Source organism: Actinoallomurus vinaceus (genome assembly GCF_039542055.1).
In the GTDB taxonomy this organism is placed as follows: Bacteria; Actinomycetota; Actinomycetes; order Streptosporangiales; family Streptosporangiaceae; genus Actinoallomurus; species Actinoallomurus vinaceus.
In genome coordinates this window covers 210,947-235,246 of record NZ_BAABHK010000013.1, presented here as the reverse complement: position 1 = coordinate 235,246, position 24,300 = coordinate 210,947, and the positions used below count along the sequence as shown (strand labels likewise).

General features: G+C 69.9%; 25 protein-coding genes and 1 tRNA gene. 17 read left to right on the top strand and 9 right to left on the bottom strand.

All coding sequences use genetic code 11. The features are described from left to right. Positions 1-113: 113 nt before the first annotated feature. The 3 genes from cysS (at position 114) to rlmB (ending at position 3,250) form a co-directional block, all read left to right on the top strand. The gene (cysS, locus tag ABEA24_RS37260) at positions 114-1,505 is read left to right on the top strand and encodes a cysteine--tRNA ligase (RefSeq protein ID WP_345437306.1); all 1,392 of its coding nucleotides are present in this window, start codon (positions 114-116) and stop codon (positions 1,503-1,505) included. 169 nt (positions 1,506-1,674) lie between these two features. Further along, positions 1,675-2,286, top strand: coding sequence for a Clp protease N-terminal domain-containing protein (locus tag ABEA24_RS37255; protein ID WP_345437304.1), 612 nt, complete (start codon positions 1,675-1,677; stop codon positions 2,284-2,286). Positions 2,287-2,335: 49 nt separating this feature from the next. Continuing rightward, complete coding sequence (gene rlmB, locus ABEA24_RS37250; protein ID WP_345437302.1) at positions 2,336-3,250, top strand: 23S rRNA (guanosine(2251)-2'-O)-methyltransferase RlmB; 915 nt, start codon at positions 2,336-2,338, stop codon at positions 3,248-3,250. Here rlmB and ABEA24_RS37245 read toward each other — a convergent pair. Then, positions 3,241-4,155, bottom strand: a complete 915-nt coding sequence (locus ABEA24_RS37245) for an SDR family oxidoreductase (protein WP_345437300.1) — start codon at positions 4,153-4,155, stop codon at positions 3,241-3,243. The genes rlmB and ABEA24_RS37245 overlap by 10 nt on opposite strands. Next, a complete protein-coding gene (locus ABEA24_RS37240; protein ID WP_345437298.1) occupies positions 4,152-4,766 on the bottom strand; it encodes a TetR/AcrR family transcriptional regulator in 615 nt (204 codons plus the stop codon). Before ABEA24_RS37240 ends, ABEA24_RS37245 begins: the two co-directional genes overlap by 4 nt. A gap of 135 nt (positions 4,767-4,901) precedes the next feature. Between ABEA24_RS37240 and ABEA24_RS37235 the strand changes: the two genes are divergently transcribed. From ABEA24_RS37235 to ABEA24_RS37220, 4 genes are all read left to right on the top strand, one after another. Continuing rightward, positions 4,902-4,974 (top strand) — tRNA-Thr (locus ABEA24_RS37235). Positions 4,975-5,290: 316 nt separating this feature from the next. Further along, positions 5,291-6,478, top strand: a complete 1,188-nt coding sequence (locus tag ABEA24_RS37230) for an alpha/beta hydrolase family protein (RefSeq protein WP_345437296.1) — start codon at positions 5,291-5,293, stop codon at positions 6,476-6,478. A gap of 341 nt (positions 6,479-6,819) precedes the next feature. Beyond that, positions 6,820-7,194, top strand: coding sequence for a type II toxin-antitoxin system RelE/ParE family toxin (locus ABEA24_RS37225; RefSeq protein ID WP_345437294.1), 375 nt, complete (start codon positions 6,820-6,822; stop codon positions 7,192-7,194). Continuing rightward, positions 7,191-7,520, top strand: coding sequence for a helix-turn-helix domain-containing protein (locus ABEA24_RS37220; RefSeq protein ID WP_345437292.1), 330 nt, complete (start codon positions 7,191-7,193; stop codon positions 7,518-7,520). Before ABEA24_RS37225 ends, ABEA24_RS37220 begins: the two co-directional genes overlap by 4 nt. 279 nt (positions 7,521-7,799) lie before the next feature. Here ABEA24_RS37220 and ABEA24_RS37215 read toward each other — a convergent pair whose 3' ends face one another. After that, on the bottom strand, positions 7,800-8,207 hold the full coding sequence (locus ABEA24_RS37215) for a hypothetical protein (RefSeq protein ID WP_345437290.1): 408 nt from the start codon (positions 8,205-8,207) through the stop codon (positions 7,800-7,802). 640 nt (positions 8,208-8,847) lie between these two features. Here ABEA24_RS37215 and ABEA24_RS37210 point away from each other — a divergent pair. Continuing rightward, on the top strand, positions 8,848-10,173 hold the full coding sequence (locus ABEA24_RS37210; RefSeq protein WP_345437288.1) for a cytochrome P450 family protein: 1,326 nt from the start codon (positions 8,848-8,850) through the stop codon (positions 10,171-10,173). 9 nt (positions 10,174-10,182) lie between these two features. Next, the gene (locus ABEA24_RS37205; protein ID WP_345437286.1) at positions 10,183-10,479 is read left to right on the top strand and encodes a helix-turn-helix domain-containing protein; all 297 of its coding nucleotides are present in this window, start codon (positions 10,183-10,185) and stop codon (positions 10,477-10,479) included. Between the two features lie 153 nt (positions 10,480-10,632). Here the strand turns inward: ABEA24_RS37205 and ABEA24_RS37200 are convergent, their stop codons facing one another. Beyond that, positions 10,633-12,243 (bottom strand): serine/threonine-protein kinase, encoded by a 1,611-nt coding sequence (locus tag ABEA24_RS37200; protein ID WP_345437284.1) that lies wholly within the window; start codon positions 12,241-12,243, stop codon positions 10,633-10,635. A 9-nt stretch (positions 12,244-12,252) separates the two neighbouring features. Continuing rightward, positions 12,253-13,875, bottom strand: coding sequence for a serine/threonine-protein kinase (locus ABEA24_RS37195; protein WP_345437282.1), 1,623 nt, complete (start codon positions 13,873-13,875; stop codon positions 12,253-12,255). Positions 13,876-14,327: 452 nt separating this feature from the next. On the opposite strand from ABEA24_RS37195, the gene ABEA24_RS37190 reads away from it, so the two are divergent. The 7 genes from ABEA24_RS37190 to ABEA24_RS37160 all read left to right on the top strand — a co-directional run bounded on the left by ABEA24_RS37190 (position 14,328) and on the right by ABEA24_RS37160 (position 19,352). Then, positions 14,328-14,873, top strand: a complete 546-nt coding sequence (locus ABEA24_RS37190) for a TlpA family protein disulfide reductase (protein WP_345437280.1) — start codon at positions 14,328-14,330, stop codon at positions 14,871-14,873. Positions 14,874-14,988: 115 nt separating this feature from the next. Beyond that, positions 14,989-15,192 (top strand): hypothetical protein, encoded by a 204-nt coding sequence (locus tag ABEA24_RS37185; protein WP_345437278.1) that lies wholly within the window; start codon positions 14,989-14,991, stop codon positions 15,190-15,192. 125 nt (positions 15,193-15,317) lie between these two features. Next, a complete protein-coding gene (locus tag ABEA24_RS37180) occupies positions 15,318-15,860 on the top strand; it encodes a MauE/DoxX family redox-associated membrane protein (RefSeq protein ID WP_345437276.1) in 543 nt (180 codons plus the stop codon). 25 nt (positions 15,861-15,885) lie between these two features. Then, positions 15,886-16,461 (top strand): peroxiredoxin family protein, encoded by a 576-nt coding sequence (locus ABEA24_RS37175; RefSeq protein ID WP_345437274.1) that lies wholly within the window; start codon positions 15,886-15,888, stop codon positions 16,459-16,461. After that, positions 16,458-18,383, top strand: coding sequence for an ABC transporter ATP-binding protein (locus tag ABEA24_RS37170; protein WP_345437272.1), 1,926 nt, complete (start codon positions 16,458-16,460; stop codon positions 18,381-18,383). Before ABEA24_RS37175 ends, ABEA24_RS37170 begins: the two co-directional genes overlap by 4 nt. Further along, the gene (locus tag ABEA24_RS37165; protein WP_345437270.1) at positions 18,380-18,841 is read left to right on the top strand and encodes a S26 family signal peptidase; all 462 of its coding nucleotides are present in this window, start codon (positions 18,380-18,382) and stop codon (positions 18,839-18,841) included. The genes ABEA24_RS37170 and ABEA24_RS37165 overlap by 4 nt, the downstream gene beginning before the upstream one ends. A 118-nt stretch (positions 18,842-18,959) precedes the next feature. Beyond that, a complete protein-coding gene (locus tag ABEA24_RS37160; RefSeq protein WP_345437268.1) occupies positions 18,960-19,352 on the top strand; it encodes a VOC family protein in 393 nt (130 codons plus the stop codon). Here the strand turns inward: ABEA24_RS37160 and ABEA24_RS37155 are convergent. Next, entirely contained in the window at positions 19,292-20,017 is a 726-nt protein-coding gene (locus ABEA24_RS37155; protein WP_345437266.1) for a helix-turn-helix domain-containing protein, read from the bottom strand. The two genes, ABEA24_RS37160 and ABEA24_RS37155, sit on opposite strands and share 61 nt — an antisense overlap. A gap of 96 nt (positions 20,018-20,113) precedes the next feature. Between ABEA24_RS37155 and ABEA24_RS37150 the strand changes: the two genes are divergently transcribed. Further along, entirely contained in the window at positions 20,114-21,394 is a 1,281-nt protein-coding gene (locus ABEA24_RS37150) for an epoxide hydrolase family protein (RefSeq protein ID WP_345437264.1), read from the top strand. Positions 21,395-21,421: 27 nt separating this feature from the next. On the opposite strand, the gene ABEA24_RS37145 is transcribed toward ABEA24_RS37150, so the two are convergent. The 3 genes from ABEA24_RS37145 to ABEA24_RS37135 form a co-directional block, all read right to left on the bottom strand. After that, on the bottom strand, positions 21,422-22,660 hold the full coding sequence (locus ABEA24_RS37145; RefSeq protein ID WP_345437262.1) for an acyl-CoA dehydrogenase family protein: 1,239 nt from the start codon (positions 22,658-22,660) through the stop codon (positions 21,422-21,424). A gap of 124 nt (positions 22,661-22,784) precedes the next feature. Next, on the bottom strand, positions 22,785-23,243 hold the full coding sequence (locus ABEA24_RS37140; protein ID WP_345437260.1) for a luciferase domain-containing protein: 459 nt from the start codon (positions 23,241-23,243) through the stop codon (positions 22,785-22,787). A 179-nt stretch (positions 23,244-23,422) separates the two neighbouring features. Further along, positions 23,423-24,205 (bottom strand): DUF4097 family beta strand repeat-containing protein, encoded by a 783-nt coding sequence (locus ABEA24_RS37135; RefSeq protein WP_345437258.1) that lies wholly within the window; start codon positions 24,203-24,205, stop codon positions 23,423-23,425. Between the last annotated feature and the right edge of the window lie 95 nt (positions 24,206-24,300).

Below are 24,300 nucleotides of genomic sequence, written 5' to 3'. Positions count from 1 at the left end.
GCTCTCATCGCCGTACCGCGTGTCGCCCCGGGGCGGTCACGGAGTCGCATGAGAACGGGCGAGCCTGGCGATTCCGGTGCCGGGAGCGGACACCTATCGAATAGCCTCTACGCGTGAGCCTGCGCCTCTACGACACCGGTACCCGTAGCGTCCGCGAATTCGTCCCGCTCGAGGCGGGCCGGGCGGGGATCTACGTCTGTGGTGCCACGCCGCAGGCCGCTCCGCACATCGGGCACTTGCGCTCCGGCGTCATCTACGACCTCGCGGTCCGCTGGCTGAGCGCCTCCGGCTACGACGTCACCTTCGTCCGGAACATCACCGACATCGACGACAAGATCATCCGGGTCGCCGCCGAGACCGGTGTTCCGTGGTTCGCGGTGGCAGAGGCCAACCAGCGGGTCTTCGGCCGCGGCTACGACACCCTCGGCTGCCTGCCGCCGACCATCGAGCCCCGCGCGACCGGGCACGTCCCCGAGATGATCGTGCTGATGCGCCGCCTCATCGAGGCGGGCCACGCCTACAACGTGGAGGGCGACGTCTACTTCGACGTCGTGTCCTGGGCCGATCGCTACGGCGCGCTGTCCAACCAGCGGCTCGAGAACATGCGGCCGGCCGGCGACACGCCCAACGAGGCGGCCAAGCGCGACCCACGGGACTTCGCGCTGTGGAAGGGCGCCAAACCGGGCGAGCCGAGCTGGGAGACGCCCTGGGGGTCGGGCCGCCCCGGCTGGCACCTCGAGTGCTCCGCGATGGCGACCAAGTACCTCGGGCCGGCCTTCGACATCCACGGCGGCGGAGTCGACCTGATCTTCCCCCACCACGAGAACGAGCTCGCGCAGTCGACGGCCGCCGGTGACGGGTTCGCCCGGTACTGGCTGCACAACGGCCTGCTCACGGTGAACGGCGAGAAGATGAGCAAGTCCGTCGGCAACGTCGTGCTGCTGACGGATCTGCTCGACCGGGCCCGCCCGGTCGAGGTCCGCTACTACCTCGCCGCCGCCCACTACCGCTCGATCATCGACTACTCCGACGAGGCCCTGCACGACGCCGCGCTGGCGTACCAGCGCATCGAGGGGTTCGTGACGCGGGCGGTGGAGCTGGCCGGACGCGTCGAGCCGAGCACGCCGCCCACCCCGTTCGTCGACGCGATGAACGACGACCTCGGCGTTCCGCAGGCCCTGGCGGTCGTCCACGAGGCCGTCCGCGAGGGCAACACCGCGCTCGCCGCCGGCGACAAGGACGCCGTGACCCGCGTCCTCGGCGACGTGCGCGCGATGCTCGACGTCCTCGGCCTCGACCCGCTGTCGGAGCAGTGGGAGGGCGCGGGCGGCGACCTGCGCGAGGTCGTCGACGCCCTCGTGTCGGTGGCCCTCGAACAGCGTCAGGCGGCCCGGGCCCGCAAGGACTACGCCGCGGCCGACGCCATCCGCGACGGCCTGACCGCCGCCGGCATCCTGATCGAGGACACCCCGCGCGGCACCCGCTGGGAGCTCAAGCGCTCCTGAGCCACCCCGGCACACCGCCACGTACGGCCGGTCTCCGGCCGCAGGTTCGGCACGGCGCGGGTCTCCCGATCCGGTTGCGGTACGGCGCTCCGGGGGACGTACGGGTCGAGAGATCCGACGGGTCCGCGCGGCCGCCATGGCCGGGGCCCTGCCTGCCGAGGTGGTGCACGTGTTCGAGCGGTTCGCCGATACCGCACGCCGTGTCGTCGTCCACGCCCAGGAGGAGGCCCTCGCGCTCGAGCACGGCCACATCGGGACCGAGCACCTCCTTCTCGGCCTGCTGCGCGGCGACACCGACGGGGCGGTACGGGCCCTCGCCGCCGCAGGCGTCGACCTCGACACCGCCCGCCGCGACGTGGAGGACATCGTCGGACGGGGCTCACGGGAGCCCGAGCGCGACATCCCGTTCACGCGGCGGGCCAAGAAGGTCCTCGAGCTGTCCCTGCGCGAGGCGCTGCAGTTCGGCGACGACTACATCGGCAGCGAGCACATCCTCCTCGGCCTCATACGTGAGTCCGACGGGGTCGGCGCTCGTGTCCTGCAGCGGCGCGGCGTCGACGCGGCCGAACTGCGGAGCGCCGTCATCCTGGACCTGCGGAGCCGCCGGACGGGCCGCCCCGAGCCGTCCCCCCGGGAAGCGGCGGCCGAGAAGGGCCCGCCCGGCGAACGGCCGATCGAGGCCGCGATCGAGGCCCTCGGAGAACGGCTGACCGCCATCGAACACCGGCTGGAGCGCATCGAGCGGCTCCTGCGGGACGGTTCGGGTCCTGGGGACGCGTAGAGTCTGTGCGGGGGCGACAGATCGCCCGGTGCACCAGCGGAGGGCAAGGATGGCGAAGCGTCGCAAGAAGGGGCCGAGTTACACGCCGAAGGCCGAGGATCGGCACTGGTACGGCAAGCGCCAGACCGCCCGCGTCGCCAAGTCGGCGGCGCGTACCGGCACCGCCACCACCGGCACCCGGCGTACGCCCTCGTCGTCCACCACGGAGCGGCCGGCCCGGCGATACGCGCCGGAGGGCCCGGAGCTGGTCACCGGCCGCAACCCGGTCGTCGAGGCGCTCCGCGCGGGCATCCCGGCCAGCGCCCTGTACGTCATGACCGGGGCGTCGGACGACCGCGTCCGCGAGTCCATCAAGCTGGCCACCGACGCCGGTGTCCCGCTGCTGGAGGCGGGCAAGGCCGAGCTCGACCGGATGACCGACCGAGCCGTGCACCAGGGCATCGTCCTCCAGGTCCCCGAATACCGCTACGCGCACCCGGACGACCTGCTGCGCCGCGGCACCCCTCAGCTCATCGTCGCCCTCGACGGCGTCACCGACCCTCGCAACCTGGGGGCGATCGTCCGGTCGGCGGCGGCGTTCGGCGCGCACGGGGTGCTCGTGCCCGAGCGCCGGGCGGCGGGAGTGACCGCCGGGGCCTGGAAGACCTCCGCGGGCACCCTCGCCTCGGTCCCGGTCGCCCGCGCCACCAACCTCGTACGCGCGCTGAAGAGCTACCAGAGCGCCGGCCTGTTCGTCGCCGGGCTGGACGCCCGCGGCGCGGTCGGCGTCGGTGAGCTGGAGGCCGCGAGCGGCCCGCTCGTGCTGGTCGTCGGCTCAGAGGGCAAGGGCCTGTCGCGGTTGGTCGCCGAGACGTGCGACCTGGTGGTCAACATCCCGATGGGACCGAGCGCCGAGTCCCTCAACGCCGGCGTCGCCGGGGGCATCGCCATGTACGAGATCGCCCGCCGCCGCTCTCAGCGATAGTCCTCGACCGGGGAGTCCTTCTTGTCGCCGAAGTAGACCTCTTCGAAGAACCGGCTCGCCTCCGGCTGCGAGCCGTCGAGGTCGGTGAAGCCGTAGTGCTTCGCCAGTACCCCGGACGACAGCGCCTTGCCGGACCAGCGGGCCACGTCCGGGTCGGCGGCCAGCGCGGCCACCGCCCGCCCGATGTAGCGGGGCGACTCCGCGATCGCGAACCACTTGTCCTTCGCGATCCCGTCCCGCCAGTTCTCCTCGGTCACCCCGAAGTGTTCGAGCATCTCCTCCGAGCGCAGGAACCCGGGCGTCAGCGACAGTGACGTGACACCGCGCGGGGACAGCTCCTCGTGCAGCATCTTGCCGAGCCGCGTGATCGCCACCTTCACCAGGTCGAAGAACATCGACCCGCGATAGCGGTCGTTGAACATGTCATCCCCGTCGGTGATCTCCACGACCAGCCCGCGGCCCCGCCGTACGAGCAGCGGCAGGACCGTGTGCAGCGTGATCAGGTGGGTCTCCAGCCCGTTGCGGACCGCCTGCAGGCCCTTGTCCAGGTCGTGCTCCCAGAGCGGCTTCCACTCGATCCACTGGTCACCGCCCCACGTGTCGTCGACGAGCACGTCCAGGCGTCCGTCCTGTTCCTCCTCGATCCGCCGGACCACCGCCCGTACGTCGGCCGGCACCATGTGGTCGCAGCGCACCGCGATGCCGCGGCCGCCCGCCTCCGTCACCAGCTCGGCGGTCTCCTCGATCGTCTCCGTACGGCCCAGCGGACTGCGCGACTCACGCGTGCTGCGGCCGGTGACGTACACCGTGGCGCCGGCCGCCCCCAACTCGACCGCCATGCCCCGCCCGGCACCCCGGGTGCCCCCGGTGACCAGCGCGACGTGTCCCTTCAGTGGACCGGTCACATGCCCTCCTCGATCGCTCGTTCGTCTGACCTGTGGCACCAGCCGGCCAGGACCGCGCCGAGGTCGGCGCGCATCCGGTCGCACAGACCACCGGCCGGCCGCGCCGACCAGTGCAGCGCGGCCCCGTCGGCGACCGCGGTGAGGATCCGGGCGGCCACCGGTACGGGCGGTGCCCCCGGGAGGCGTCCCTCGCGCACCGCCTGATCGAGCAGCGGGACGAGGCCCTCCTCCAGGACGGCGTACAGCTCCGCCAGCAGTCCGCGCAGCTCCTCATCGGCCAGATCGACGGCCAGTTGCGCCAGGTTGTTGGCGGCCGTCTCGGGATCGTCCAGCGGCGCGAACGTCCCGATCAGTACGTCGATCACCGCGGTGACCGGATCGCCGGCCTCCTTCGCGGCCGCGCGCATTCCCTGCCGCGTGCCCTCAACCGCCGTCCTGCTCATCGCGACCAGCAGCCCGTGCTTGGACGTGAACCGCTGGGCCACCGTCCCGACGGCGACCCCGGCCTCCCGGGCCACGTCCGCCAGCGTGAACCCCGGGCCCAGCCGGCTGATGGCCACCCCGGCGGCGGCCAGCAGACGTTCATCCGTGATCTTCCTCGGTCGTGCCACGCCATTATTGAATCACGGTTCATTAATAAGTCGCCAGCGGCTTGGTGGGCCGACGCGGCCGGAGAGTCCGTCCCGCGGGCGCGTCTGAGTCGCGGCGTATACGCGCTATCGTGGTGACGCTGCAAAAGCAGCGCCGCCTCCGTAGCTCAGCTGGCAGAGCGTCCGCCTTGTAAGCGGCAGGTCGCCGGTTCGATCCCGGCCGGAGGCTCTCGTTTTTCCAGGTGAGAGCGGTTGAGCTGCCCATCGGTCGAGGCTCGCCTGACGGCAACGGTGACGGGCGCCGGCGGACGGTCGGGCGCGATATCCGGCGCTTCATAGCCGAAAAGACGACGCTCGGGCCGTGTCGCTTACCCGCGCCCGTCTCCGACTGGCCTTAGCGAGCAGAATCGCATCCTTGTACCAGTGGGCCATCACCCCGGGAGTACAGCGTCCTCCCCCGGGAGGACGCTGTACTCCTTTTGGCGCGATCAAATCGTTCCCCGTGCGGACGTCAGCCGCGGTGGGCGCAATCTAGCGTCGTGGCCGTGATCAGAATCCGTCGTACTGCCACAGCCGCCGTCCTCGCGCTCGTCCTGCCGCTACCCGTCGTCGCAGCGGGTCAGGCGGTAGCCGCGCCCGTCTCAGCACAGTTCACCGCCGCTCCTGCTGCGGCCTCGGACCCGTACGGCCTCCATGCGGAGCTGCCCCGCCCGACAGGTCCGCACGCGGTCGGCCGGGAAATCCTGCATCTCGTCGACAAGCATCGCCCGGATCCCTGGGTGCCGTCGGCGGGACCACGGCAGCTGATGGTGTCGGTGTACTACCCCGCCCGGCCCGGGACGGGCGGGCCGGCTCCGTACATGACCACCGAGGCAGCTCGGCTCATGCTGCAGATGAAGGTTCCGGGTACCACCATCCCGGCCGAGGCGGTCAGCGAGACCCGCACCTGGGCGCACTCCGGCGCGCGGCCGGAACACGGCAGGTTCCCGCTGGTGTTGCTCTCGCCCGGTTTCACCATGCCACGCACCGAGCTCACGAGCCTCGCCGAGGATCTGGCGAGCCGCGGGTATGTCGTCGCGCTCGTCGACCACACCTACGAGAATTCCGGCACCACCTTTCCTGACGGGAGGACGCTTACCTGCGTGATCTGCGACAAGCCCCCCACGGGCGGTTCCGGCGTCGTGGCGGAGAGCCGGGCGAAGGACGTCTCTTTCGTGATCGACGAGCTGACCGACCACCGCCGTCCAGGCTGGCGCCATTCCCACATGATCGACACTAGGCGGATCGGCATGGCCGGGCATTCCCTCGGTGGTGCCGCCGCGGTCCCGACCATGGTGACCGACAAGCGGGTGCGGGCCGGGGTGAACCTGGACGGCACCATGGACGCGCCGGTCCCCGCCGCCGGTCTCGGCGGTCGTCCTTTCATGATGGTGAACCATGACATGGGTGGCGCGGTGGACCCTACCTGGGCGAGCGCCTGGGCGAACCTGGACGGCTGGAAGCGCTGGCTGACCGTCTCTGGTTCAAATCATGGCAGCTTCACCGACGTGCCGATCCTCGCCGAAAAACTGGGCATCCCCGTGCCCCCCGGTACGACGATCTCTGCCCAGCGTTCGGTGCAGATCACTCGCACCTACGTCAGGGCGTTCTTCGACCTGCACCTGCGTGGCATCCCCGAGCCTGTCCTCGACGGTCCCTCCGCCGCCTACCCGGAGGTCAGCTTCCACCACTGACGGGCCGGCCCTGCGGTCCGGGTCGGCCTGTCCTCGGACAACGCGGGTACGGCTGACGGCAATGGTGACGGCAACGACGGCAACCGGGGACAGCCACAGGCGCACGTCCAACGCCGTCTACCTCGGTGGATGCTGTGTGAGCAGGGGTGTCCGTATTCCTTGTAAGCGGCAGGTCGCCGGTTCGATCCCGGCCGGAGGCTCTCGTTTCCCCCAGGTGAGAGCCGTTGAGAGGTTGATCGGCTGAGGCTCTCCTGACAGCAACGATCAAGGTCGCGAGTGGGCGGTCGTGGCGTGACCGGCATGCCCTAGCCGAAAAATGAGTCAGAGGTTATATTGGTTGGGTGACGTGGGAAGTCATCCTCTTAGAGCCCGTCGAGACGTGGTTCTTGAAGCTCTGCGAATCTGAGCCGGACTCGGCGGCCTTGGTCGAGCAGGCCATCGACCGGCTTGTCGCTGTCGGGCCGACCCTTGGCCGGCCGCTCGTCGACACGCTGGAGCACAGCAAGCTGCGTAACTTGAAGGAGCTGCGGCCGGGCTCTCGTGGTCGATCGGAGATACGCATGTTGTTCGTCTTCGATCCGGATCGCGCAGCGATCTTCCTGGTCGCGGGTGACAAGGCCGGGCGATGGTCCCGCTGGTATGAGGACGCGATTCCGCTCGCCGAGGCCAGGTACGCCGACTATCGGGCGGAGAAGGATGAGGAGGGCGGCCGATGAGCACCGGACGCAACTGGCGGGACGTCAAGGCTGAGGCGCATCGACGGCATCCTGAGCTGGCCGATCCCGAGCGTCAGGCCAGGGCGCGTGCCGAGTTGGACGCGTATGTGGCCGGACACCACCTCAAGGAACTGCGCAAGGCCGTTGGCAAGACTCAGGTCGAGTTGGCTCGGGCCCTCGGTGTGTCTCAATCCCGGATCTCGCAGATCGAGAACGGCAAGATCGAAGCCATGGAACTTGAAACACTGCGCGCCTACGCGACGGCGCTGGGCGGGCATGTGGACATCACTGTCAGTGTCGGTCCCCACTCCGTCAAGGTCGCCTGAGGCCTCCGGTCGCGCCCGCGACAGCGGCAACTCCACCTTCACTCCTGGGGCCTGACCCGCTCCCCGGTGGGTGGGCTGACGGCAGACGGGACGATCCTCGAACGCACGCCGGACACCGTCTACCTCGGTGGGTGCGTCACGAGCAGGGGTGTCCGTATTCCTTGTGGCGGCAGGTCGCCTGTTCGATCCCGGCCGGAGGCTCCACCCCTACCAGGCGAAAGACCCCGGACGAAGATCGCCCGGGGTCCTCTTGACGGCAACGCTGACGGCAACCGGCACTCACCTCGGCAGCCAGCGCCCCAACGGCCGACCGCGCTCGACGAAATCCCTGTACTCGTCGAACAGGATTCCTTGATTCACCCAGCGTTTGGGATCAGCGCCTATCTCCCGCTCTGCGACGGTGATGGCCGCCTCAGCCGAATCGGTCTCCGCGATGGTCCGAGCGCCGTCCGCATCCTCGTCAGCCTCATAGAAGGCCGGGAACTCATCCACCGGGGACCCTGCCGGCTCTTCGATGTCCTCGACGATGTACAGGCTCACGATGAAGCCGTGGAAGCGTGCCGCAGGGGAGACGTAGGCGTAGCGGAGGCCACGACGTCTGTGCTCCTCGAACGCTTCTAGGAACTGCTCGATCCCCCTACCTCGGCGAAGAGCACCCGAAGCAGCCGATTCCGTCAGATGCCGCATGCTTTCCATCCACCCGTACACCAAATAGTCAGGTCCCGGACATTATGTCCGGGGCCTGACGCGGGCAAGGAGATCACCCGAGGGCGGTCCCTAGCTTCCCGCGCTTCCCGGGCGCCTTGCGCTTCTCTCCGAGCGCTGCGTGTGCGTAGATCGTCACGGTGACCTCTATGTCGCTGTGAGACGTCATCCCAGCGCAGCCCGAACAGCTCTCCTCACCGCAGACCTAGCCAGAGCGCCAGGACGTACAGCGCGTAGAGCCGTTGGCCTTTCGCCGCGTGGAGGAGGACGCGCGCCTGGTCGATTTGGTGAGCGGGCTGGCGTTTGTTGGTATTGCTGCTAGTTCGTCCGCTTGAGGGGCTCTGGGAGGACGTCCAAGTCGCTCTTACCGCCCGTCGTTACGGCGGGCACTCTGGCGATTACGTGCCAATTTGCGACGACAAGATCGCTGAGTGTAGCGTTGACAAATTCGGTCACGCGGCCCGGTGATCAATGTGAATTTCTGATTCCGCACGAAGTATCGGGTGCCCACCGCGTTGTTGTTCGGCCCCCCACTCGCCGACACTCGTCAGGAGCGCATATGACCTCGTCCGATTTCAATCCGGAACCATCACGAGACGGCTCAAAGGCCGCCGAGCTCCCTATGCTGTACGGTCCGGAGTTCGCCGCCGACCCCGAAAGCGTGTACCGCAGGCTCCGTGCGTACGGCCCTATCGCCCCGGTCGAACTGGACCCGGGCGTGCCCGGAATGCTCGTCACGGACTACGACGTCGCGCTTGAAATCATGCGCGACCAGGCGAGATTTCCTCGCGACGCCCGCCGCTGGCAAGAGGGGATTCCGCCTGAATGCCCGATTCTGCCGATCATGGCGTACCGGCCGACGTGCAACCTGACCGACGACCCCCTCCGATCACGGCTGCGCAAGGCCGTGACCGATACCTTGGACCGTATCGACCCGAACGCGCTGCGCACCTTCGTCGAGCGCAGCGCGGACCGGCTCATCGACCGGATGAGCCCACAGGGTGAGGCGGACCTCCGCACCGATTACTCCTTCATTCTGCCGCTGCTGGTGTTCAACGAACTGTTCGGCTGCCCGGCCGAGCTCGGCGACCGGATGGTCGATGCCATTCAGGAGGTCCTCAAGTGGGAGAACTCCGAAGAGGCGAACATGACGCTCGCCCTGTGCGTCCTGGAGCTCATGGCGCTCAAGCGCGAGAACCCCGGCCAGGACATGACGACGTGGCTGATGGACCACCCGGCCGAGCTCACGGATGAGGAGGTCGCGCACCAGATCGTGATGCTCGTCGGCGCGGGCAGCGAACTCGCGCAGAACCTGATCATCAACACGACGCGGTTGCTGCTGTCCGACGAGCGGTTCGCGGGTGATCTGTCCAGCGGGAGTCTGCTCGTCGAGGACGCCCTCGAGGAGGTCCTGTGGACGGACCCGCCGCTCGCCAACTTCGGAGCCACCTACCCGGTCGAGTCGTTCGACTTCCACGGCGTGCGGCTCCCGGCCGACCAGCCGGTCATCATCAGCTTCGCGGCGGCCAACAACGACCCGTTGACCCGGGCCGAGGACCGGGTGGGCAACCGCGCCCACCTCGCGTGGGGCATCGGGCCGCATGTCTGCCCGGCTCAGGGGCAGGCACGCATCATCGCGACGGTCGCCATCGAGAAGCTCCTCGACGGGCTGCCGGAGATGGAGTTGGCCGTCCCCGCCGAGGAGCTCACGTGGCGACCCGGTTGGATCCAGCGCGCCCTGTCCTCGCTGCCCGTACGCTTCTCGGTCCCTCCCGAATCCGCGCAGGCTCCGCCGGGAGCACGGTACCCGGTGACCGAACCAGGTGGCGACACTCCGACCGCCCCCTCCGCCACCGAGGGGGCACCGGCATCCCAGGCGTCGACGCCCCATGTGCCGGCCCGCTGGTGGCGCCACCTGGCGAACTGGTGGACCGGTAACGCAGACTGACGCCGCCAGGTGGGCGAATCCCCCAGCGGCTCTGGCGGACCCGACGGCGCAGGCTGCTCGGCGACGCCGAGTCGGCGCTCATCGGTCAGACAGCGTCGAGTTCCAGGCCGTAGTAGCCGCCGCCGACGGCTTGAGCGGGCCAGAATGGAGCTGGCCGCGCCCCTGCGTCGGCCGGGCGTCGCGGAAGTCGCCGCCCGCTGGCAGTTCGCCGACAGCAGCCACTTCATCCGCGCGTTCAAGAACCAGTACGGGCAAACGCCCGCCGAGTTCGCCCGCGCGAACGGAACGAGCAGGGAAACCAAGTGACTGCAGCCCCCGCTCGCACTAGGGACTGATGGGCGGCTGAACAAGGCCTCGATGATCGAGATGCCGCCCGGGCAGAAGCCGCTTGGCGGGCCGGGCGGGCTCAGCCGGTTCCGTCATCCCGCGCGTCCTTCAGGCACTCCCTCATGGGAGGACTTACGCCATCGGACGAATCGTGTTGACGATCTGCCGCAGCACCTTGTCGCTCACGGTCCCCGGACCGCTGCTGTTGGAGAAGACGTAGAAGGTGACCGGCGCCCCCTGTCGTGAGGAGAATGTGGCGACGTACACCGTTCCCCCATTCGGTTTGCACGCGGTCCCCTTGCCGCCCTTCGTCTTGGTCACGACCTTTACCACCACAGCCTGGAGGCCGCCGATCGTCGCGTGCTCGTCTCCCCCTTCCACCGTCCGGGGGAGCACGCCTCCGATTTGGTAACCGAAGTTCGCCCATTGGAGCGCGTTGTGGGCGGCGGTCACCCCGAGGGAGTCCAGCTGACCTGACGGGGCCGAGGTGATGCCCTCGCCACCGAGCAGCCCCGACTGGACGATCGTGCACTCGCTGTAGTGGGGGCCGTTCTGGCTGATGTCGGCGACACCGTTCGAACCGACGGCGACGTTCCCGCTGGCGTCGCCGAGGCCCACACCCGTGCTGGGCGCCTCCACTTTCCAACCCGGCGGGACGTTGTACACCACGCCGAAGTCGGGAGCGGCCACGACCTGCCAACCTGGGACCACCGGTGGCGATTTCGGGCTGACGCCGGGCGGTGTCGAGGCTGCGGTACCCGCGGTGGACTTGGCGGCCACCGGACGTGACGGCGCCTTGGCGGCCGTACCGCCGTGCAGGAGATACCCACCGGCCGCCGCGGCCGTCACCAGCACGACGGCCCCCGCGATCTCCGCCAGCAGACGCCCACGGCCGCTCTTGCTCGCGGCCCCGGCCGGCGCAGTGTCGTTGACAGTCGAGTCCGACCCCGAAGGATTCGCCTGAGGCCAGCCGGCTGTCGACTGCCAATTGGCCGTGGGCTGAAGGGCGGGCCCCGTCGACTCGCGGAGAACCGCGAGGGCGGCGGCCGCGCTCTGCGGTCGTGCGGCAGGGTCCTCAGCCAGGAGATCCAGCACCAGACGGTCGAGGTACGGCGGCACATCGGCCCGGCGGGACGCCGGCGGTACGGGGGGCGACTCTGCCGGCGGTACGCCCGTCAGCAGTTCATAAAGGACGGTTCCGAGGGCGTGCAGATCCACACGGGGATCGGCGGTGTCCGTCCGCGTTACGCCGGCGCCCAGGTTGCAGAGCTTCACGTCCCCGTTGTCGAGGAGGAACAGATCGGCCGATGTGAGGCCACCGTGAACGACGCTCTGGGCATGCGCGGCCGTCATGGCGTCGAGGGCCTGCTCGGCCACCTTGGTGACCTGCCCGACGGACAGTCCGCCGCCCTGCGCGGCCAGGACGGTCTTCAGGTCCTGCCCTTCGAGGTACTCGGTCACCAGGAACACCGGGGACTCAGCGGTCCCGATGTCCAACATCGCCTCGACCGCGGGATGCCGTACCGCCGCTGCCTTCTCGGCCCGAAGACGGAACGCGGCGACGCCTGCCTGGTCGGTGGCGGCCGGTGCGGCGAAGGCCTTGACGGTGACGACCCGGTTCAGCCGTAGGTCGAACCCGCGCCATACCTCATCGACCCCGCCGCCGAGGCTGCCGATCGCCGTGTCGAGACGGTATCGCCCGGAAAGTACCTGGCCGGGTTGCTGTCCCAAGGTGTTCCGCACGATCGCCCCTCATCGCTTCCAGAAAACGCCTCGGTCGATGCCAAGGTCGTAGGGTTTCTCCGTCCACTGCACGGCGGTGATGTCCAGGGACTTGGAGCCCAAGATGACCACGCATATGTCGTAACTGGCTCCGTGACGGAACCCGCCGTCATTGATGGCGACTGGGCGACACTGGCTGGGGTAGCCCTTTGGATCCGCCGACAGGATGGTCTTAATGACGGAGTTGCCCGCGGAGTCGATCCCTGCCATCACCGTCTCGGCGACGGGCTCAAAGTCTATGTAGGGGTCATCGGGTCCGAGATTGGTCAGCGTGAAATGGGTGTAGTACGGGATGTGGTCCTTGTCCGAACGCGACAGCGGCAGGTTGGCCAGGTCGGTCTTGGAACCCTTGACGATCGAGGTCACGGTCACCCCCACCGCATCCGTATGCGCCCCCTGGATGAGGGGCACTTTGGCCATCTCACCGATCCGGTGCTGCTCACCGGGCGTGGCCTGACCAGGCACCGTTTCACCGACCGGATGGAGCGTCGGAAGTACGGTGGAGGACGGATGCGTCGTAGCCGTTGTCCTCGACTTCGCGCCGTCGCCCCCGAAGCCGTTCGACAGCGCGAAGACCCCGGCTCCGACCAGCGCCGCCGCCAGCACGCCACCGACGGCGGCGACAACGCCCTTCCGGCTCTTCGGCGCCTCGATGACGGTGGGCGCGGCGACCGTCGTCCCCAGGGCTTGATCCACGGGAGACGGCTGCCGGCGCAGGTACGGCGGCGGACCGGCGGGAGGAACGGCGGTGTGCCCGGACCGGCGCAGGAAGTCCCGTACGGCGGCGGCGCTGACGGGCCTTTCGTCGGGTGCCTTGGCCAGCAGGTCCAGGACCAGCCGTTCGAGATGAACGGGGATGTCCGGGCGGTGTGAACGCAACGGCACGGGCGCCTCGTTGAGGTGTTTGTACATGATCGCGGCGAGTCCCGGGTCGTCCGCGTCGAACGCGGGTTTCCCCGTGAACAGCTCGTACAGCACCCCGCCGAGCGCATAGAGGTCAGCGCGGAAGTCGGCCGGCGCACCGCGGAACTCCTCTGGAGCCATGTAACGAGGCGTGCCGAGCAGCCCGCCGGTGGCTGTCAGCGTCGTATGGTCGGCCAGCCGGGCGATGCCGAAGTCACAGACCTTCACCCGGCCGTCCTGCTGCAGGAACAGGTTCGCCGGTTTGATGTCCCGGTGGACGACACCGCGTGCGTGCGCCACCGCGAGTGCGTCGGTGATCTGCTCCGCCAGTCCCACCACCTGGTCGATCGGCAGCCCACCGGGATGCGCCGCGACGACCCGGGCCAGGTCGGATCCCTGGAGGAGCTCCATCACGAGGAACGTCACAGAACCCTGGGTGTCGATGTCGAAGACCGCGCAGATGCCTGGGTGCTGCAGGCCGGCGGCGGATTCGGCCTCCCGGCGGAACCGCGCGACCCCGTTCGCGTCCTGCGCCACCTGCGACGGGAGGATCTTGATCGCGATCGGCCGGTTCAGGCCGAGGTCGACCCCACGCCACACCTGACCCATGGCGCCTGCGCCGATGGGGGCGTCCAGCCGGTACCGCTGGGCCAGCAGCAGCCCAGGCTCCAGGCTCAGCTCACCCGGCAACGCCTCTCCCCGAACGATCTTCAAACGGCCGCCCGATATTTCACCACGAAGAGCAATGAAGCAGAACGCATTCCGAAAAATGCGCGGAATCCGGCGACGGCGGCGAAAGGGTCGGCCGGGACTCCGCGCAGGTCAGCGGGGGAGTAGCCCAAGATTCGTGGCGCACCGTAAAACCGCCGGCGAGTGCGGCGTCGACGGCGACCAACGACACCGACGGCCGCACGCCGGACACCGCCTCCCTCGCTCGACCGGCTGTCCCGTCAGGACCGCGACGCCCTGCTCCGCATCGCGGCGCTCCTCGGCGGTCGGTGACCGGCGCGCAGGGCACCGACCGGTGACACCGGCAAACGGTCCCTAACTATCCACCATTGCGGCAAGATCCTTTTTGGGTGATCATGGGCGCGTGGCCGCGACCCACCGGTGCCCGTAGGTTCTGGGAGAGGACGCATGTCGTGATATTCGCTGTAGTGGGGCTGGTGCTGGTCGGCGTCGTCGGCGTGCTGAACCTGGCGATCCTTCTGGTCATGCTCCGCCGGTGGCGAGAGGTGGAGGCCTCGGGCGGCTTCCCCACCACTGGCGCCGTCTCCAACGTCCGGATCATCGACCGGATTCCGAGCTTCTCGGCCCGTGCCCTCGACGGCACCGCCGTGACGGAGCGGACCCTGCTCGGGAAGGAGACCCTGGTCGGATTCTTCTCGCTCACGTGCAAGGCCTGCGTCGAGGCCGTGCCCGTCTTCGCCGGGCACGCCGAGCAACTGCGGGCCGCCGGGGGGACCTCCCTGGCGATCGTCCACGGAGACGACTCGGCCGACAGCGAGCTGGCCGCGATGCTCGGCGACGTGATGGACATCGTGATCGCCGAGGACGCGAAGGCAGAGCTGTCGAAGCGGTACGGAGCAAAGCACTACCCGACCTACGCCTGGTACGGCTCCAACGGCGTGGTGACCTCGGCGGGCGTGGGCGTCGCCGCCCTGCGGACCGAACTGGTCGCCCCTTAGCGCCCCGAAGAGCCACCCCCCAATGCCCCGCGGGCCCCGGCCGCCGCGTTCGACCCTTTCTCGACGGCACTCGGCCCGTGCGTGGAAACAGATCACCCCCCCACAAGGAGGAACGATGTTCCAGAGCATGACCCGGCGCGTCACCCACGCCATCGAGGCGCTGCTTCCCACCACCACCGCCGACGCCGGCTGCACGCCGGACCAGTGGATGGAGTACAAGGAAATGGGCGGCACCTGCTTCGGCCGCACCTGCTCGCTCAATGGCGCCTGCGTGAAACACTGCGGCGCCTGGTACAGCTACAGCCAGAACTACTGCTGATCCCGGCCCGCGTGACACCTGCTTGACGGCCGCGTGGCCGCCCTCGGCGAGGGCGGCCACGCGGCCCCGGCGCTCTCCGAACGTCCGCCAGGGGCGCTCACGCACCACCTCTTTCAGGAGCTGCCGTGCTGTACGTATCGCTCGCCTGCCGCCTCACCCTGGCGGCGGTGATGACGCTGGCGGCGGTGGCCAAGCTGCGCTCACCAGGTGTCTTCGCCGCCTCCCTGAAGGACTTCGACTTCATTCCGGCGCGGCTGCGCCGCCCGCTGGCCGTCCTGGTCCCGGCCGCCGAGCTGCTCATCGCGCTGCTGCTGGCCCTGCCCGCCACCGTCACCGCCGGTTTCCTCGCCGCCGCACTGTTCTGCTGCGGCCTGACGGCCGTCCCGACCCTCGTCGTGGCCCGCGGGAAGAAGGTGACATGCGCCTGCTTCGGCGCCGGCGAAGTGCCCATGAGCGGCTGGCACATCGCCCGCAACGCGGTGCTGCTGGCGGCGGCGAGCCTGGGCTCGTTCGTGGCGATATCTCGCAGCGACGGCGTTCCCGGCCAGGTACCCGGGATCGCGCTGGCCGTGGTCTCGGCGGGCGTGCTCATCGCTTTGACCGTCTTCGTCGATGACATCGCCGCGCTCTTCCAGTCCCCGGTCGCGGCCAGGGACCTCGGCCGGTGAGACGCCGGAGCCGGAAAGGACATCCGTGGAATACCTCGTCGCAGGGCTCGTACTGGCCGCGGTGCTCACCGCGCTGAACCTCGTGCTGACCGTCGCCGTGGCGCGTCGCTGGCGTGCCCGTATGAGCGCTCCGCCGGCCGCCCACCACCACGGCCACGACCACGTCGGCGGGGACCCGGAGCTGGGCATCGCGCCCGGAGACCGGATGCCCGAGTTCACCGCGACCACCGCCGACGGCGCGACGGTCACCAGAGACGAGCTGGCCGGCCGGCCGGCGTTGCTCGCCTTCCTGTCGTTGGACTGCTCGAGCTGCGACGACAGCGTCCCCGGATTCGCCGAGCACGCGCGCCGGGTGCGGGACGCGGGAGGTCGGGTACTGGCCACGGTGGTCGGCGTCGACGCGGCCGGCAGTGAACTGGCCGCCCGGCTCGTCGGCGTCGCGGACCACGTGGTGCCCGAATTCCTCGACGCGCCCGTCGGCGCTGCCTTCGGGGTCCGCTTCTACCCGGGGTTCGCCCACTACGGCCCTGACGGGGTCGCCACCGCGGCCAGTGTCGGCCTGGAGGGGCTGGGCGAGACCGCGCGGCCTTCGGTGCCGTGAGCGGCGACGATGACGGGACGGAGTCCGGCGTCTCCGTCGTCCGCGGGATGAAGGCGGCCTACGCGCTCGCCTGGCAGGCCTGCCCCAGCATGCTGTTCGTCCAGCTCGTCATGGCGGCGGTCGGTGGCGTGGCGCCGGTGGCCACCGCCTGGCTGACCAAGGTCGCGCTCGACGAGCTCACCGCCTCCCATCCCCGAACCGGGGCGCTGATGTGGATGGCGGCCGGCATCGGCGTCCTGGGCATCGCGATGGCCTCCTCCTCGGCGGTCACCACCTATGCGCAGGGGCGCGCCCGGCGCGCCATCGGCCTGCTCTCACAGGACCGGCTGTTCGACGCGGTCAACCGGATGAGCGGGCTGGCACGCCTGGAGGAACCGCGCTTCCACGACCGGTTGCGGCTGGCCCAGCAGTCCGCCGAACACGCCCCGGACCAACTGGTCCAGATGGGCCTGTCCTCCCTGCAGGGGACCCTGGGAATCGTCGGGTTCCTGGGCACCCTGGTGGCGATCAACCCGATCATGGCCGGCGCCGCGCTGGCGGCCGCCGCACCCGCGATGATCGCCCATCTGACGCTCAGCCGGCGGCGGGCAGGGCTGATGTGGCGCACCAGCCCCGGCATGCGGCGCAAGATCTTCTACCAGATGCTGCTGACGGACCTGCAGGCCGCCAAGGAGGTCCGCCTGTTCGGACTGGGGAGCTTCCTGCACGGCCGGATGCTCACCGAACTGCGCGCGGCCAACAACGCCGAGGACCGGCTGGAGCGGGGCGTCGTTCGCGTCCAGGTCTTCCTCGCCGTCCTCGGGGCGCTGCTGGCGGCCGGGGGGCTGCTGTGGGCCATGCACGCCGCGGCCGCCAGGACGATCAGCATCGGCGACGTGTCGGTCTTCATCGGCGCCCTGGCCGGGCTCCAGTCCGGGCTCAGCGCCCTGGTGCAGGGCATCGCCATGGGACATCAGTCCGCGCTGGTCTTCCACCACTATCTGACGGTGGTCGGGAGCCAGGACGACCTGGCCCGGCCCTCGCAACCCCGGGAGCTCACCCCGCTGTCCCACTCCATCGAACTGCGCGATGTCTGGTTCCGCTACGGCGAGGACGCCCCGTGGGTGCTGCGCGGGCTGAACCTGACCATCCCGTACGGCACCAGCCTGGCCGTGGTCGGGCTCAACGGCGCCGGCAAGAGCACACTCGTCAAGCTGCTCTGCCGGTTCTACGATCCGCAGCGTGGCGCCGTGCTGTGGGACGGGGTGGACATCCGCGACATTCCCGTGGCGCAGCTGCGTCAGCGGATCGGGGCGGTGTTCCAGGACTACATGGACTACGACCTCACCGCCGCCGAGAACATCGGACTCGGGGACCTGGCGGCGATCGACGACACGGACCGGGTCCGGGCCGCCGCCGAGCGCGCCGGGGTCCACGAGATCGTCGAGCGGCTGCCGGCCGGCTACCAGACGATGCTGAGCAGGGTGTTCCACGCGGGAGATGAGGAGGACGACAAGGAGGAGCTCGCGCGGACGACCGGCGTCCACCTCTCCGGCGGACAGTGGCAGCGCCTGGCGCTGGCCCGCGGGCTGATGCGTCAGGGCCGCGACCTGATGATCCTGGACGAGCCCAGCTCCGGCCTCGACGCGGAGGCCGAGGCGGCGGTCCACGATCGGCTGCGGGAACTGCGCGCGGGCTCCACCAGCGTCCTGGTCTCCCACCGGCTCAGCGCCGTCCGCCGGGCCGACCGGATCGTCGTCGTGCAGGACGGCCGGATTCTGGAGAGTGGCGACCACGCCTCCCTCATCGCGTTCCCGGACGGGGTCTACGCCCGGCTCTTCCGCAGTCAGGCGGAGGGCTACCAGGAGGACCCGGCGCCGTCGGCGGACGGCGCGCCACCCGGGGAGAGCGAGACGGCGCCGACCACGGTGACCGCCGGATGAGCCCGGCCCTGGGCTGGGCCGTCACGGCGGCGCTGGTGATCGGGGCCGTGCTGGCAGCCCGGCTGCTGCTGTCCACCGTCACCGTACGGGGCGGCAGCATGACCCCGACCCTGCACCACGGTGATGTGCTGCTGGTGCTGCGCCACCGCCGCCGGGCCAGGCCCGGCCGGATCGTGGTCGTCCAGCGGCCCCACCGGCAGACAGGGTGGAACGGCCCCGCCGACCCCTCCGGAGCCGCCGGGTGGTACGTCAAGCGGGTCGTCGCGGCGACCGGGGATCCGGTACCGCCGTGGGTGGCGGGGGACCGGCCCGGCAGCGTGCCGCCGGGCATGCTGGTGCTGCGCGGAGACCACCCCGGCTCGGAGGATTCAAAACAGTGGGGTCTGTGCCCGGCGGACCGGATGTACGGAGTGGTGCTGCTGCGGCTGCGCACCGGAGGCGAGCGAGCCACCGCCTGACCGGAGGCGGGATCAACCGAAACGGTCAGGCCTCGGAGACCATGTCCCGGGCCTGACGCGGGCAAGGATGTCCGATCCGTTCATGCCAGACGTGGTCGTCTCTCCTAGCGTGTGGGGCATGACGAATCCGAGACTCGCGGTGATCTCCATCATCACGAACGACATGCCGGCCGCCGTCGCCTTCTACGAATCGGTCGGGCTCCGGCTGAGCGGCGGCGGCCCGGCCGAGCCGCACTCCGAGTTCGGCGGCGCGGGCATCAAGGTCATGCTCGACACCCGCGAGGTGATGCTGGCGATAGACCCGCACTGGGAACCGCCGAGCGGCGGACACGCGATGGCGCTGGCGTTCGACTGCGAGACCCCTGAGGACGTGGATGCCACGTTCGACCGGATGGTCGCGGCGGGAGCCGGGATCTCCAAGAAGCCGTGGGACGCGTTCTGGGGGCAGCGCTATGCCGTCATCACCGATCCCGACGGCAACCCCGTGGATCTGTTCGCGGCACTGGGCTGAGGCTCGTCGAGCGCCTGCTGGTCCCTCCACAGGTGGGAGGCGTCGGAGTAGCCGGCGGCGGCCGCCGCCCCCGCGCGTGTCCGGCCGGCGGCCAAGAGACGATCGGCCCTCCGCAGCCGGAGCACGCGCTGCAGGTGCTTGGCGCCGTAGCCGTACCACTGCCCGGCGAGCCGCTGGAGCTGCCGGGAAGAGTAGCCGGTTCGTTCGGCGACCTGGGCGATGGAGAGTCCCGAGCTCAGGTCGGCGGCCACGTGGAAGGGGCGTCGGTCGGGCGCGAGGTCGGCCACGGCGTCGGCGGCGAGGTCGACCAACGCGAGGTCCGGGTGCTCAGCGGCGGCCAGTCGCCTCTCCCACCGCCGAGCGTCGCGCCCGATCACCGAGTCGAGGCCGACGACGCTGTCGACCAGCTGGTCCGCCCCCGTCCGCAGCAGCTGCGGCAGGACTCCCGGCCAGAATCTCAGCCCGAGCAGGCATCCACCTTGGCCCGGCGCGAAGACACGAGCGCACGAATCGGCGCCCGCGACCAGCAGCGTCTCACCGGTCCACAGCAGGTCCATGCAGCCGTCCGGGACGATGACGGACTCGTCACCGGTGAACGCGTTGCGCCAGATCGTCCCGTACGCGGCCGGCGCCGTCCGCTCCTCGTACCGTCTCGCGCCCGTCACAGGACAAGAATCTAACCGAGGCCGCCGGGAGCACGCCTTGGTCTCGTCGCGACAACTGCATCAGAAATTTAAATAAGCTGCTGATATAGTCGTGCGATGACGAGCCAGGAGACCACCCGATCACGCGGTTCCAAGGCCCGGCCTGCCCCAGCCGAGGCCCGGCCGTTCCCGCTGGAGCCGACGCCGATCCACGTGTCCGACGACGTGCTCGACGACCTGCGGCGGCGCCTCGAGCTGACTCGGCTGCCGGTCGACGCGGGCAACGAGGACTGGTACTACGGCGTGAACCGTGCGTACCTGCAGGAGCTCGTCGACCACTGGCGCACCGGCTACGACTGGCGTACGGCCGAGGCCGCGATCAACGCCTACGAGCACTACCGCGTCGACGTCGACGGCGTGCCGGTCCACTTCATGCGCAGGCCCGGCGTCGGGCCGGACCCGACGCCGTTGATCCTCACGCACGGCTGGCCCTGGACGTTCTGGCACTGGTCCAAGGTCGTCGACCCGCTGGCCGACCCGGGCGCGTATGGCGGTGACCCGGCCGAGGCGTTCGACGTGATCGTCCCCTCGTTGCCCGGCTTCGGGTTCTCCACGCCGCTGCCGGACGACCCGGACATGAACTTCTGGAAGATCGCCGACCTTTGGCACGTCCTCATGACCCGGGTCCTCGGCCACGACCGGTACGCCGCCGCGGGCTGCGACGTCGGAGCCCTGATCACCGGCCAGCTCGGGCACAAGTACGCCGATGAGCTGCACGCCATCCACATCGGCTCCGGCCTGAGGCTCGACTTTTTCAACGGCGACCGGGCCTGGGACCTCAGCGGCGGCCGGCCCATCCCCGACGGCCTGCCCGCCGAGACCCGTAACCGGCTCGTCGCGTTCGAGAAGCGGTTCGCCGTCCACCTCGCCGCGCACATGCTCGCCCCGAGCACGCTCGCGTACGGGCTGTCCGACTCGCCCGCCGGAATGCTCGCCTGGATCCTCGAACGCTGGGTGAACTGGAGCGACAACGGCGGCGACATCGAGACCGTCTTCACCAAGGACGACCTGCTCACCCACGCCATGATCTTCTGGGTGAACAACGCGATCGGCACCTCGGTCCGCACCTACGCCAACAACAACCGGTACCCGTGGGCCCCGTCCCACGACCGGCGACCGGTCATCGAGGCGCCCACCGGCATCACCTTCGTCGGCTACGAGAACCCGCCCGGCGTCGGCACCGACCAGCGTGTCCAGCACTTCCTCGACAGCGACCGCGCCGACTGGTACCACCACGTCAACCTCACCGTCCACGACCGTGGCGGTCACTTCATCCCCTGGGAGATCCCCGACGAGTGGGTCGACGACCTGCGGCGTACGTTCCGGGGTCGCCGATAGAAGTGGGCCGAGTAGTGATCACGTCCCTCAGGGGTGACCGAGGCGCAGTACGCCGAGCAGGCGGTGAACCGGGTCTCGGAAACCGGTGTTCCGGTGGCTGGCGATCATCGACATGTCGCGGTAGAGACGCTCCATGCGGGCGCCCTTGACCATCACCCGCGCGCCGGCGCTGCGGAAGATGTTGCGCTCCGCGGTCTCCCACGCCTGGACGATGACCTCCCGGGCGATGGCCCCGAGGTGCTGGTCCTCCTCGAACCCGAACGGATCACCACCGGAGACGGCGCGCTCGCACAGCTCCGCGTGCATCTGCGCGCAGCGCAGCAGAGCGGCCTCCGCCGTCGCCAGCTGGACGTTCGCGGCGCCGAGCCAGCGCTGGTAGTCCGGGTCGGTGCTCCGCGGGACGAGCGGCGGCAACGAGGTGGGCCGCGTGCGCGCCAGCCGCTCGTACTCGTCCAGCGCGTTGTACCCCGCCCCGACCGTGATGGCGGCGAGGGTCATGCAGAAGACCCCGAGGTTCCGGCCCGCGTACATCGGGTTGCCGTGCAGGCGCAGGCCCGGAGTCCCGCCGCTGACGTCGACGTCCATCATGTTCGTGCGTTCGAGGACGTAGTGGTCGGGCACGCGCCCGCCGTCGAGGACGACGCTGTGCGATCCGCTGCCGCGCAGGCCCAGCTGGTCACCCCAGTCGTCGAGCATCGTCCACTCCCCGCGCGGGGCGAGGAACAGCAGCAGCTCACGCTCGACGTCCTCCGGCGCGGTTCCCTCCGGGATCGCCTGGCCGAGGAAGTGGGTCGAGTAGGGGATGCCGGAGCAGTACCCGACCTTGCCGTCCAGCCGCCAGCCGTCCTCCTCGCGCCGGGCGACGACCTCCGGGGCGGCGACCGACGCCGCGCGGAGCTCCCGCCCGTCCCCGAAGACCTCCGCCTGGGTCTGCTCGCTGAAGTACGAGGCCACCTGCAGCGAATGCGCGGCCGCCAGGCCGAAGCACCAGGCGGTGGACGGACAGCCCCGGCCGAGCTCGATGAGCACCCGGACGAACGTCTGCACGTCGAACTCGTGGCCGCCGTACCGCCGCGGGATGTAGATCCGGTAGAGGCCGGCTCGCTGGAACGCCTCGTGGGTCTCCGGCGCGTAGTAGGTGCGCTCCTCGGTGTCGGCCTGCAGCTCGACCAGCCGGGGGCGAAGCTCCCGGGCGCGCCGGACCAGGTCGTCGGGGGTCAGGTCGGTTTCGGGCGGAGCGGCGTTCACGTCGTTCGTGACGGCCACGAGTGATCCTCCTCGACAGGGCGTGAGGTGACGCGGACCCTCAGTCTCGCCGGGGTGGGACCGACCTGTCTCCGGGGTTACATCAAGTCGTTACAAAACACCAGAATCTTCCTGACGGGCTCCGTCAACCGAGGCGGGGCTCCCGGAGGTCGTCCGGTACGGAGGCCGGCCAGCGGCCCAGCATCGCGTCCTTGACCTCGGCCCGGGCCATCGTCATGCACCTGCCCGCCCGTTCGGCGCGTTCGTCGTGCCGTCTGGCGGTGTTCGCCTTGATGGCGACGCTGGCCAGCGAGGTGAACAGGTCGACGTCGCTTTCACTGTCGAGCCGTACGCGGATCCAGTCGCCGCCGGGGGCCATCTGCACCCGGCCGGACTCCAGCAGGGGACGGCGGAGACGCCCGATGACCGGCCAGGTCAGCCGCAACTCCGCGGCCCCGTCGGCGTGCAGGTGCACGAGCTGACGACCGCCGACGTTCAGCGCCGTCCCGAGACCGCAGGCGGCCCGCCCGCTGCGTACCCCGGGCCACGATGCGACCCGCGCCATCGCACGGTCGCCGTACGACGTGGTCTCAACTCTCTTCACCCGCATAGGAGCATGTTTCACCCTGGAGGGCGGTGATCGGTAGTCCTGTGGCAAAAGACACTTCGTGGGACGGATACCTCACCGTCATCCACGGTTCAAGTGAAGCCTTGCAACAGGCCGCAGATCGGAGCTCTTTCCCTCGTGCGAGTGCCGTACGGCCGGTCGTTCGGGGGGCGGGTTCAGGCGCGCTCGGCGGTCAGGCTGCCCGAGTCGGTGCGCAGGTACAGCCGGCGGGGGGCCGATGGGTCGTGGGGAACGGCGGAGATCTTCCGGGTGCCGCTGTCGCTGTTCGCCTCCACGTTGTACGGCCCGCCGGGGACGGTGACGTGGAGCGATCCCGAGTCGGTGGTCGCGCGTACGTTGGTGGGCGCGGCAGCGAATTCCAGCCGGAGGCTTCCGGAGTCGGACGACGCTCGTACGGTCGTGGATCGCAGGCCGATGGCGCGGACCGACCCGGACTCGGACGCGATGTCCAGCGTGCCCCCCAGGTCCTCGGCCGTGACCGAACCGGAGTCACTGTGAGCCCGGACCGCGCCCTTGACGGAGCGGACCTTGACGGACCCCGAGTCGCTCTCCGCGTCGGCGGTCGCGACGCCGCTGATGTCGAGCGTGCCGCTGTCGGAACGGGCCCGGACGGTGACGGAGGCGGGGACGGCCAGCTCGTAGTCGACGCTGCAGCGCGAGCAGCCCTTGGTGAACGTCAGGGTCCCGTTGTCGAGTCGCTGCCCGGGATGGGGGGTGCCGTCCTGGTAGTGGACGGTCCGGTGGATCTTCACCCCGGAACCGCCCGTGGTGATGGTCACGCGGCCGCTGTCCTCGTTCACGTCCAGGGCCTTCACCGGTCCGCTGACGTCGGCGTCGGCGGTCAGTTCGTGGCGGTAGCCGGCGAAGTGTACGCCGACGCCGCATCCGGGGAGGGCGGTCACGGCGAGCAGGGCAAGAGCCAGGCCACGCTTTCTCACGAACGAGCTCCTCCGGGTCGATTGCACCGCACGCTACTGGAACGCGGCGCTGGACCCCATGGGGGCGGCAGGCGTGACGCGGGTGGGGTTATCCC